Annotated in this window: 12 protein-coding genes and 1 pseudogene; 7 read left to right on the top strand and 6 right to left on the bottom strand. The window is 32.3% G+C overall.

The genetic code is table 11. The features are described from left to right. From A3I7_RS0109515 to A3I7_RS0109495, 5 genes and pseudogenes are all read right to left on the bottom strand, one after another. Nucleotides 1-305, bottom strand: a pseudogene (locus A3I7_RS0109515) (IS4 family transposase); the annotation flags it as partial. 302 nt (nucleotides 306-607) lie between these two features. Then, nucleotides 608-1,138 carry a hypothetical protein gene (locus tag A3I7_RS0109510; RefSeq protein ID WP_018376554.1) on the bottom strand — a complete coding sequence of 177 codons (531 nt, stop codon included), beginning with the start codon at nucleotides 1,136-1,138 and terminating at the stop codon, nucleotides 608-610. Further along, nucleotides 1,122-2,246, bottom strand: a complete 1,125-nt coding sequence (locus A3I7_RS0109505) for an AAA family ATPase (protein ID WP_018376553.1) — start codon at nucleotides 2,244-2,246, stop codon at nucleotides 1,122-1,124. The genes A3I7_RS0109510 and A3I7_RS0109505 overlap by 17 nt, the downstream gene beginning before the upstream one ends. Further along, nucleotides 2,246-3,004, bottom strand: a complete 759-nt coding sequence (locus A3I7_RS0109500) for a DUF6414 family protein (RefSeq protein ID WP_018376552.1) — start codon at nucleotides 3,002-3,004, stop codon at nucleotides 2,246-2,248. Before A3I7_RS0109500 ends, A3I7_RS0109505 begins: the two co-directional genes overlap by 1 nt. Nucleotides 3,005-3,147: 143 nt before the next feature. After that, nucleotides 3,148-3,465: a helix-turn-helix domain-containing protein gene (locus A3I7_RS0109495; protein ID WP_018376551.1), complete on the bottom strand. Its 318-nt coding sequence runs from the start codon at nucleotides 3,463-3,465 to the stop codon at nucleotides 3,148-3,150. A gap of 186 nt (nucleotides 3,466-3,651) precedes the next feature. Between A3I7_RS0109495 and A3I7_RS14625 the strand changes: the two genes are divergently transcribed. Further along, entirely contained in the window at nucleotides 3,652-4,674 is a 1,023-nt protein-coding gene (locus A3I7_RS14625; RefSeq protein WP_018376550.1) for a hypothetical protein, read from the top strand. A gap of 15 nt (nucleotides 4,675-4,689) precedes the next feature. Continuing rightward, nucleotides 4,690-5,025 (top strand): hypothetical protein, encoded by a 336-nt coding sequence (locus A3I7_RS0109485; protein ID WP_018376549.1) that lies wholly within the window; start codon nucleotides 4,690-4,692, stop codon nucleotides 5,023-5,025. A 49-nt stretch (nucleotides 5,026-5,074) separates the two neighbouring features. Here A3I7_RS0109485 and A3I7_RS0109480 read toward each other — a convergent pair whose 3' ends face one another. Continuing rightward, nucleotides 5,075-6,448, bottom strand: coding sequence for a hypothetical protein (locus A3I7_RS0109480; RefSeq protein WP_018376548.1), 1,374 nt, complete (start codon nucleotides 6,446-6,448; stop codon nucleotides 5,075-5,077). 217 nt (nucleotides 6,449-6,665) lie between these two features. Here A3I7_RS0109480 and A3I7_RS0109475 point away from each other — a divergent pair, with 217 nt between their 5' ends. From A3I7_RS0109475 to A3I7_RS0109450, 5 genes are all read left to right on the top strand, one after another. Next, the gene (locus A3I7_RS0109475; RefSeq protein WP_018376547.1) at nucleotides 6,666-7,175 is read left to right on the top strand and encodes a coiled-coil domain-containing protein; all 510 of its coding nucleotides are present in this window, start codon (nucleotides 6,666-6,668) and stop codon (nucleotides 7,173-7,175) included. Between the two features lie 501 nt (nucleotides 7,176-7,676). Next, nucleotides 7,677-7,955, top strand: a complete 279-nt coding sequence (locus A3I7_RS0109465) for a hypothetical protein (RefSeq protein WP_018376546.1) — start codon at nucleotides 7,677-7,679, stop codon at nucleotides 7,953-7,955. 99 nt (nucleotides 7,956-8,054) lie between these two features. After that, a complete protein-coding gene (locus A3I7_RS0109460; protein WP_018376545.1) occupies nucleotides 8,055-9,434 on the top strand; it encodes a Rep family protein in 1,380 nt (459 codons plus the stop codon). A gap of 70 nt (nucleotides 9,435-9,504) precedes the next feature. Further along, the gene (locus A3I7_RS0109455) at nucleotides 9,505-9,756 is read left to right on the top strand and encodes a helix-turn-helix transcriptional regulator (RefSeq protein WP_018376544.1); all 252 of its coding nucleotides are present in this window, start codon (nucleotides 9,505-9,507) and stop codon (nucleotides 9,754-9,756) included. 86 nt (nucleotides 9,757-9,842) lie between these two features. Beyond that, the coding region (locus A3I7_RS0109450) for a site-specific integrase (RefSeq protein ID WP_018376419.1) at nucleotides 9,843-10,652 on the top strand (810 nt) is incomplete at its 3' end.

The following is a 10,652-nucleotide window of genomic DNA, read 5'->3' as shown; positions in this document are numbered from 1 at the left end:
AGGATAGGGAGATTATCAGAGATTGAAATTTTAGAAGTAAAATTCCTAAAAAGTGTTTTAAAAGCTTGGTGTTTAATCTGATACCGTCGTTGGACAAAGGCAGATTGGGTAACTGGTAAATCTAAATCAAGTAGCTCTTTGGCTAAGGTATTACCACCCATGGTCAGTATAGCTTGAATCATGGTTTTCATCGTTAGCTGACTTTTCCGACTAAAATCTTTTTCAGGATGAAGCACAAACCGGTTTGCGGTGGAAACGATGTCGTTAATACTATCAAGTAAATGAGCTTTAATCTGAGGTGAAATAGGGATTCACTACACGTCAATAGACGGTAGAAGCCTTGATTTAATGCGAGTTTTGAATTATTGAATTTCATTACATTGCAGTACAAATCAATCAAATCTCTACATTTTTCTCTACACTATTTAGATAATAAAATTTAAGTAGAACATGCAGATAATAAAAGGAACACTTCGTATGAGGTGTTCCTTTTGTTATCTATCTAAAAAGCAAGACAGGAGTTTTACGTCCCAACGCCAATCCGTGGCGCTACCTAAATAACGGTGTCTTACGTAGTTATTTTATTACATCCAAAAATAAAAGTCAATTATAAATTTTGCTTTTTCCTCTTCATTCCTGTTGCAATTCTTGATAATTCCTCTGCAACCTCTTTTCCTAACATCGCTAAATCAATGTAAGAATCAAAATCTATCAATTTAGGATTACTACTATCATAAGTTGATAAATTATGAACAAGAATGTTTCTAAGTTGCTTGAATCTATATATTTTATTTTCACTAGATGATTTATCACTGCTTTTCTTCCAGTCAGCATAATTTTTTGATAAATCTACAATCATTATCTGTGAATCCACTAATCGATGATTTAGATAACCCACAAGCTTTTTCAATTTAATATCAGTGATGTCATTCTTAGTACTAATTTTCCCATAAATATATTCTATCTTGCTATCCAGCGACATCTTCCGTGCAGTTTTTCCCAAGTGTTCAACAATTCTCTTTGTTCTATTCTCAATAATGGCATAGGAGCAAGAAATTGATTCAATGTAAAATTCTCTTTCAATTGCAACATTCATACGTTTTCTTAAATGATTAATATAATCAGTTTGATTTACCACCTATTACTACCTCCAATAGCTTATCTGCAACAACATCTTCAACATACTTTCTTATCGCTCTAACATTAGGAAGTGCATTTAATTTAGATTCCATTCTTTCTAAAATCTTATCTTCATCTAAATATCCCTTATATTCCTTAGTCATGGATTCTGAGTCAATAATTTTTGAATAGACTATCTTTGAAATCTGCTTTTTCTCGTCAAAAGATAAAGGAGAAAATTTAATAAATCCATCGAATCGACTTAATAATGCTATGTCAATATTCTTCTCCATTTCTAACCGACTTTTAAAATTAGATGTGCAAATAATAATTGAGTTACTTAAATCTACTTTATAATTTTGGTCTTCATAGATACCCTCATCAAACATTTGAAAGAAGGTACTATGAAAAAATGCAGGAGCTAGAGCAAACTCATCAAGCAAAATAACATTAGATTCTCTGTTTAATAATGTTTTAGAAAACGAGTCTTCGCTATGATTTGTTGATTTAAAATATTTTACACTTGATTCACCACCAACCATAGACATTTGTTCTCTAATAATATTGTCATTCCCATATAGTGTAGTTGATAGTTGTTTTGCTGTTTCAGTTTTTCCAATCCCTGGTTCACCATAGAACATTAAAACTAATGGTTTTGAACTCGGACGTATTAGTTGAGCAACTAGTTTTCTTAATAAACTTTTCTTAGCTTCTCCTTGGCCAATTATGTTTTCATTTAAGTCATGTATTACATCTTGAAACTGCTTCTTTTCAATTTTCTTAAAAGTACTTTGTTCAATATGTACACTTTCTGAAGGGATTTGTTGCCTAATTAAGTGAAAAAATTTTTTAGGAGGATTATGAAGGTACACTTCTAAAATATCGGCAAATTCAAATATTTTTACTAATAAATCAATATTTTCAAAAACTAAACTTGTTGACAACGAATATGAGTCCATCCTAAAAACGCAGCAATCCTTTCCCATTAGCGGTTCTGCTATTTCCTGAATTTTAGCTCCATTTGCCCAATTTATAAGTACTTCATTAAACGAAACATAGTTATCTAATTTATCAACTCTTTCATTAAACTTTTGAACTGGTTCAAAAAAAATATTAAATCTTACCATTACACACCTGCCACTAGAACATCATATATCGGTATTTTCTCATTATCTTGTTCTTCATCAAAGTCAATTCCGAGTTGTGACGGACTATGGTTTGACAATCTGTCTATCATTGTATTAAAACTTAAATCAATTGAGTCCACTTCTCCAACCTTAATTCCATAAAGTTTGACATCCATCTTGGTTAAGTCACTCAACGTATAATTATTACGTAGGCCCGATATATTGAATCTGAAAATGCTTTCTTTACTCTCGGAACTAATACCCTTAATTTCATAATATCCAGAAAGTCGGTCTAAGGTTCGTTCAATATTCTTTATTTCAATACCTTTAAAATTATTTTTATCATCATCTGTAATACTATTCATTTTAGTAATATCGCTAATCATATCAAGAACAGGAGTAATGTTACGATAAAAAGCAGGAGAATCTTTTTCAATAAAAAGCTTAACATTATCTAAACGTTCCACTTTTGAAGAATCTTTTTTATTAGTTACAAACTTCTTAAAGTTACTTAGCAATGTAGAGGTAATCTGTGATTCTACTACTCCACTTCGTTGATATGAAGCATTTCCAGAGAGCCCTATCTTAAATCGAGTAAAGAAATTCATGCCAACCTTACCCTCTGCATCTACCTCAACCATATTTTCGGACACACGTTTTATGATATCCGATTGTATCCCATTTTGATGTAATTCTAAAAAATCAAAAACAGCTTGCTCATCAAGATAAACAATTTTACCAACAAAAAAATTGGTCATCGCTTCCTCCTTGTTACTATATATTCAGACTATTTGAATAATCCTATTATATAAAAACATCTAGTATTATTAAAAACTACTACTCCATATCAGTAATCCCCAAAAAATATTTGATAAATTCTGTCACCCATTATGTTGCTACACTACTCCAACTCTATATCCAATATCTTATTAAAAATCTCAAGATACTTTTCTTCATCATCCACTAATGACAATTTAGCAATTAATTTAGATACCTCATTGTCACTATCCGTAAATGCAAAGAAAGTTTGATAGTCTAAATCTAAGGCTTCAATTAGCTTATTTAGAGTTTCCAATTTAATATTAGAATTTTGTCCTCTTTCAATTCGACCAAGAGCATTGACATCCATCCCCGCCTTATCAGCCAACATCTCTTGAGTTAGTTGCTTTTTTATCCTCAATTCATAGATTCGGTTAGATACACTTTTTCCTAATGACATAGCACTGCTCCCTTCTCTAATTCTATACACTAAGACTATGACTTATCAGAAATTATTTGTAGGTTTTTAATGTATTTTTTTGTTAAAAAATAATACTCAAGATATGTTTTTGTGGTAAAATAAAAGATAACTAAGTATTATTTTTGAAAATAATAATACTTAAAATACTAAAGGAGACTTTTCAAAATGAAAAAGCGAAACAAATATCTATTAATAGGTGTAACCTTTTTAGCCTCGACAACAATTCTCTTAGCCTGTTCAAATACCAGCAAACCCTCCACAAATACTTCTCACTCTCAAGAGAAAACTTCTTCTGCAAAAACAAAAGAAGTCAGTATCGGAAACTATATTAACCAACCCAAAACAGCTCCCCAAATCTGGTACGAAATAGAGAGCGAAAAAATCAAGGGAGTATATGTCTTTGAAGATAATCAAGTAACTTATTATGATACTTCTTATGAGGCCGCCACAAATACTGAAACAACCATTTCTTCTGCTCAATTTAAAGCTGACTATGTTGGAAAAAATGTTTATTCAACTGGTCAACACGCCCAAGGTTTCATTGACAGTTTTTATGGAACAGATTCAGCAGAAAAAATTTCTGAAGAAATGCTAACTGATATTATCAAGAAATATGATACTGAGGATGGTAATGCAGATGGAGTCATTGATGTTACGATTCCAGATGCTCTTACTCTTGAAAGCATTTCAGCTTTATCAGATGATGAAATTATTGAACAAGCTAAAGCATTTGAAAAGGCTAGTACCCATAAACAAATTATTTTTGAAAAAGTATCACTTGCACTTAGACAATTGGTTGATGGAAAAGATACTACTTCAGCAATAAACAAACTGACAGAAATTGAAAACCAATATAACCAAAAGGTAGCGTCAGTTTATCAATTGAAAATTTTACCTGATGAGGACTTAGCGGAAACACTAGAGGAAACTCTAACAATTCCTATCAAGAAACTTAGCTATGATAATGTTATTGATTATACCTATGTCATTAAGGAAGAATCTTTCTCTGCACATTTAGCCTATTCTCAATTTGCTTCAGAATCAGTAGATGATGTGAAATATATTGGCTTCCCATCGTTTGTCACAAAGCAAAAAGACGGCGAAAATGTGACTCTAGTTTATGACACCTACGATTTAAGACCTGACAATGTTCAAGTTACTTCAGACAGCGTTGACGATGAAGAATAAGATAAGGAGAAAATGATGAAAAAATTTAAAGCACTTTTATTGACGCTTATAGCCGTATTGTTCCTTACTGCATGTTCTGCTAGTAACCAAAGCTTGGATGGAACATATACTTATGAAGAAGACGGAAGTAGCATGACAATTATAATTGATGGTCAAGATGGTTCACTTAGTATTGAAGCAGGTGATGGCTCGGGCTCACTATTTGTAGACAATATTAGCACAGATTTTACAGTGGACAAAGAAAGCAAAATATTTAACGTAGAAGGAGAAGAGCTTGAATATTCTCTTTCGGGAAACACATTAACCGTAAGTGGAGATGGCTTCGGAACGGTTAAATTGAAAAGAGAATAATACAGAGTACATATAAAATTAGCACTTCCGTTTTGAACGGAGGTGCTTTTTACTCTCTTCTTTTCTTTAAAAAGTCTTCAATCGGAATGTAGTCTAGTTGTTTTTTTGACGATTCTTGTACCAGAAATTGAAGGTTATTTTCTATATTTTCAATATGTTTCGTTGCAGATTTATCCATGAAGCTCTTGTAAGAGTACAGCGTATTTTTCAAAAAATCGTGATACCAGTAATAATCACTATCAAATACCTTAGCATCCCTTGCTAATTTATAAAGATTTATTTCATTACGAGTAGTATTCAAATCTAAAATAGACTGGTGCATACCATGTAAATCTTGAATCTTCGAAAACTCGGCTAATGTATTTTCAAAAAGATTTCCCTCCGATATATTTTCAATAAACTCATGAACCTTATCTGACATGTTTCTTAAAAGCGATTCATTGTTTTTAAGAAATTCACGAAAATCAGTTTCTTTCTGAAATTGATATTCCATCTGTGTAATAATTTCATCAACAGTGAGTGGTAGCGAGAACTTTTGAATTATAATAAATAGCTGAATATAAAAATCAATAAAAATTACTTTGTACAGAAGATGGTTCGAACTTTGAAAATATTGCTCCACATTAGACTTCCAAAAACTACTATCCGCCTTTAAATCAACTAATCCCCCCTGCTTTTTTGATAATGTCCTCTCTATGTCAAGTATAGTTTCCTCCATAGGGGACAGTATATCTAATGAATCTGCTACACGAGGTATCCTCCGTTCTAGTTCTTTAATAGCATTTATTGAAACATAATTCTTTCTATCCAATGAGATTATTTCATCATCAAGGTGTGTAATTTCAGCTAATTTTCTACCAATCCAATTTATCGATATTTCTTTATTATTGACTCCTTGAAATTGCTGAAATTCATAAACTAACGATGGCAGATAACGATGTGTAAACAAATATGCCACTTCTTTTTGTGTGTAGTAAATTTTTGATTTTATAATATCTCTATTTAGTCTTAAGATAAGCTCAATCGCTAACACTTGACCATGACATTTTGAGCATAAATCTCTAATTTCTATTTTTGATTCTAATATTTTTGAACAAATATTAACCAGTATTCCGATAGTCCTACTAAAAATTTCCCGTTCTTTGACAGTATTTACATCATTGGCCTCTGATAATTTAATCAAAAATTCAGTAGCAAAATATAAGTCGTTTATTGTATATGTATTACTACTTAAGACATTGTATACGAATTTACATTGTTCATAAATTTTTCTCTGCTTTGATAACCTAAAACGATTTGCTGTAGAATCCATTATCTTTTGCAAGTCAGCAATTATCTCAACATAATCTTTTAAATCCTGAATAGAATTACAAAGTTGCTCTAAAGAAATGACTTTATTTCGATTTTTAATTATTAATAACATGTTCTACCTCAATCATTTCTCTAATGTATTCTTTAACTGATGAGTATTTATGCTCTACTACTCTGTTTTTTTGATAAAAATTTAGGAATCAAAATTTACTAGTTCTAGTAAACTTAATAGTGTAAGAGATAGAGCTCATCAATTACACTATTTATTCTATCACAACTTCAGCTAGAAAAAAGTTAGAGGTTTGTGAAAAAGGAAAGGAGGTAGATTTATGCTAACGTTTCCAACTTGGTATGGCATCCCAGATGAGTTGCGAGGAAAGATTATTTTATTTGATATGGATGAAACGAAGAAGGCTCGTGGCGGTATTGAAATCAAACCAGAAGAACATTACATTAATGTCGGTTTTTCAAACGATAACCATGCACCAATTTTTCTAGGCATAGTGGTAGGCGAACATAAAGGAACTCTGCGTGTTGCTAGCACAGACACAAGACTCGATTCATTTTTGAGTGAGTATGTTTCAAAAAAAGACAAACTGATAAAAGAAATTGCTTCTCTTGAGTCTGAGCTTGAAGAAAAAGTTGATTTGAAAGACAGTGAGATTTTCAATTTAGATATTGAAATTGACGAGCTAAAAAATAAACTTGAAGAACTACAGCAAACATACAAAAAACGTAAAAAATTAGTTGATGCTGAACTTCGAAAAAATTTTTTCAGCTGGATTGACAGCAACTTGGTTCTTAGAATCTTGTATTCGCTTTATGAAAACTTCTCATAAGTTGAATTTCCTTCAGATTTAATCAGTTAATTTTATAAAATTGAAAAAGCTGACATGAACTAATGCGCAGTTTGAAGAAAGCATAGATTGTGAAGCGAATGAATCTGCTTTGCAGATAGCATTATGCATCAAGTCTGAACGGTTGTGAAGACGCAGAAAGTAATGCGTCAGAATGAGTGTAACAATCTATGCTTTCTAGAACTCGCATTATCAATCAGCGACAGTTTCAATTTTATAATTACGATTAAACGAAGTATTCAACTTATGACATTTTCTTAGCGTACAAGATTTAAAAACCTGCTAAAATACAGCTAAAATTTTAACTGTTCAGCAACTAATTTTACAACTTTGTATTTAGATGTTTCTTTTGATTTTTTTATCGTCAAGAAAATCTAAATGTTATCTACAGCTGAAAATCTACTTTTACTCTCATCAGGAGAAACAGTCTTTTCAGTTTATCTAATTGAAAAAACAAACAAATAAAGAAAGAGGAATAATATTATGACGCAGACAAAAGAAATCATAACAGTAACTGGTATTAGTAATAAAGAAGGAAAAAAGGATGGGTGGGTATCTTGTCTTAAAACCAATGCGCCATCCTGGAAAACCTTGCTGATACCATTCAAAAAAGAAATTTTGGGTTCTGTCATCAATCAGCTAGGGGTTTATGAGGTATCCCTAAAAAATACATCTAATACTTTCGGTGCGAAGCCAAGATTTGAAATTGCTGAAGCAAGACTCATCGCATCAGTGGATTCAATCTTGAAGACATTTAAGTGATTTTAACTCTAATTATTCTAACGGGTGTACGAAAGGGCTTGTCAACAGTAGTACACCTTAGAATAGTTAGGGAAATAGTTAAAGGAAGGACATCAAACTATGGGAAAAAACAAGGCTATTTTAACCGTTATAGCAGGTTCTCAGCAGTTAAGAACTGAGCTATGGCAAAGTTATTCTGAAAAAGCAATCCAGAAAGCAATAGAGGGGGCTCCAGATGAATTACTTAAAGAGATGATAGAACATTTATCCTCCGTAGCAAAAATTTCAGATGCTTATATTATCGTTCATGACAAAGATACCAAATATGTATGGAATCCAGAACTAAAAAAATATGAACAAGTATTGAAATCGTTTCACGTTCATTTTCTTTTCAAATTTTCAGAAGGGGCGACTTTAACTGAAATTGCAAATGCGCTAAATCTTGAAATACAGTATTTAGAAAAACCGAAATCTGGTAGATATGCTTATGATAATCTGTTGTCTTACCTAGTACATGCTAAAGACCACAATAAATTCCTTTATTCTCCTTCTGAAGTTGTTACTTTACTAGGTGAAGATTATGAAACAATTTATAATGAAAGAATCCATGTATGGGAAAAAGGTCGTGCTAAAAAGACTTCTCAACAAGCAAAATTTGATGTAGAAGCACTCATTATGGACATTATTGTAGGAAAAATCAAAAAGACAGAGGTTCTAAGTAGCCCTGACTTGTATCCTATATATGCATTTAACAAATCAAAATTGAATGAAGCATTTGAAACCTACGCTGAACGAAAGTCACTAAAAACTCTCAAAGATTTAGAACTTGGATTGTTCCAAAAAACTATTATATTTTTTCAAGGTGCATCTGGATTAGGTAAAACTACATTAGCTAAAGAACTAACTCATGAGATTCAGTTGTTGTCAAAAGCTAATGGAGAGGATTGGGAAGCCATCATTACTGCGGCAACAAACCCTTTTGATGATGTTAAAGGAGAGGAGATTATTCTCTTGGACGACGTCCGTGGGCAGGCATTGTCCGCCTCAGATTGGCTAAAATTACTAGACCCTTTTACAGCTTCTCCGATTTCTTCACGCTTTAAAAATCGTTCTGGTGCTGTAAAAACAATAATTATCACGAGTAGAAAGCCTCCACTTGAATTTTTCTTTAAAACCAAAGATAGTGGCTATGAAGACCTCAGTCAGTTTATCAGACGAATTCATCATTTCATAACATTACGAACAGATGGTACTGGTAATACCATTTATAGTAGTTCATTTCCCGAGCGTAAACAGACTCCAATAAGAAGAAAAATCCCTCACAAAGATATTACAGTATCCTTGGACTATGATTTTTCAACAGCTAAAGAAATGGGCTCTAAAGATTTACTTAAATTTCTCATTGAGACTGTTCGATTAAATAATCGTTGGGAAATTTCTTATGAGGAAAGTAAAAAAGCCATCACTTCAAAACCGACTAAAGCTGAAAGTGACGGCTAGTATTGACGAGATAAGCGATAGCACGTCTCTATCGCTATTATCTCATTTTCATCAAAAAAGGACAATAGACATGAATAAAGATGAATTGAAACAAATCGAAAACCTGCTCACTGTATTAGTAACTCTAGTTAAGCAACAAGTCAAGAATAATTCCAAGTTAGGAATAGTTACCCAAAAACAACTATTGATACTTTTAGATATTTCTCCTAACACATTGAAAAGTTGGGAGAAAAAAGGCTTGCCACGACTTGAACCCCCAATTGAAGGTACTAGAACAGTATATTACAAACTATCAGATGTACTTAATTTTTTGGAAAACTAGGTAAGAATGTGCTAAAATAGATTCATCTAATTAGGAAAAGAGGATAGTCTATTTTAGCCTTTTCATTATCTGCATGAAGAGGCATTATGAAAACTGAAACAATCATTTACAAAAACAAAAAAGTTGTCAAAAAAACTAAAAACAACGGCGAAACTAACTATGTCTTACGAGGTGTTTACCTTGGTTTAGATGAGAAAACTGGAAAACAAGTTACAACATCAATTACAGCCAAAACACTTCGTCAATTGGATAGAAAATACACTCAAGCCAAGTTAGACTTTGAGCAAAATGGCTCTACTCGAAAAGAGACTATAACAGTGACAACGTTGAAGGAACTAGCTGAAGAATGGTTTAAAAACTATCAAAGCTGGGTTACGTCATATAATACGTTAAACCGTGTGAGAGGTTATCTTGATACCTACATTATTCCACGTTTTGGCGATTATATCCCTGATAAAATAACCTCTTCCGAGATTCAATCATGGGTTAATGAATTAGCGGATAGAGCTAAAAAATCTGTTGAATCTGGCGTTAAACGAGCTCAAAAAGGAAGGGCAAAAGATTTTGGAGCTGTAGCTCATAAGTTAAGCGATATTTTTGACTTTGGGATAACAAACTATGGTTTGTTAAAGAATCCAGCATTGACTATCAAAATTCCTCCAAAGCCAAAGGCAAACAAGAAGCGAATTATGGTACTACATGATGAAGATNTATCACACTGGTTAAAATTTTTATCAGATTTACCAGATACACGAGCTAATCGTAGGTTCAAAGTCATTTGCAACACCCTACTTGCTTCAGCTTGCCGTATCAATGAATTGCTAGCATTGGAGATTCATGATTTAGATATAGAAACCAATGAAATTGTCGTAAATAAAACTCTAATGTGGAAAAGG

Source organism: Streptococcus orisratti DSM 15617 (genome assembly GCF_000380105.1).
GTDB lineage: Bacteria > Bacillota > Bacilli > Lactobacillales > Streptococcaceae > Streptococcus > Streptococcus orisratti.
The sequence above is the reverse complement of the archived record's forward strand: the minus strand, read 5'-3'. Positions and strand labels throughout refer to the sequence as shown.

Coding starts and splice junctions, on each gene's coding strand:
- A3I7_RS0109500 (WP_018376552.1), bottom strand. CDS start 3,004: ATGACCAATTTTTTTGTTGGTAAAATTGTTTATCTTGATGAGCAAGCT.
- A3I7_RS0109455 (WP_018376544.1), top strand. CDS start 9,505: ATGAATAAAGATGAATTGAAACAAATCGAAAACCTGCTCACTGTATTA.
- A3I7_RS0109485 (WP_018376549.1), top strand. CDS start 4,690: ATGAAAAAATTTAAAGCACTTTTATTGACGCTTATAGCCGTATTGTTC.
- A3I7_RS0109475 (WP_018376547.1), top strand. CDS start 6,666: ATGCTAACGTTTCCAACTTGGTATGGCATCCCAGATGAGTTGCGAGGA.
- A3I7_RS0109480 (WP_018376548.1), bottom strand. CDS start 6,448: ATGTTATTAATAATTAAAAATCGAAATAAAGTCATTTCTTTAGAGCAA.
- A3I7_RS0109460 (WP_018376545.1), top strand. CDS start 8,055: ATGGGAAAAAACAAGGCTATTTTAACCGTTATAGCAGGTTCTCAGCAG.
- A3I7_RS0109465 (WP_018376546.1), top strand. CDS start 7,677: ATGACGCAGACAAAAGAAATCATAACAGTAACTGGTATTAGTAATAAA.
- A3I7_RS0109495 (WP_018376551.1), bottom strand. CDS start 3,465: ATGTCATTAGGAAAAAGTGTATCTAACCGAATCTATGAATTGAGGATA.
- A3I7_RS0109505 (WP_018376553.1), bottom strand. CDS start 2,246: ATGGTAAGATTTAATATTTTTTTTGAACCAGTTCAAAAGTTTAATGAA.
- A3I7_RS14625 (WP_018376550.1), top strand. CDS start 3,652: ATGAAAAAGCGAAACAAATATCTATTAATAGGTGTAACCTTTTTAGCC.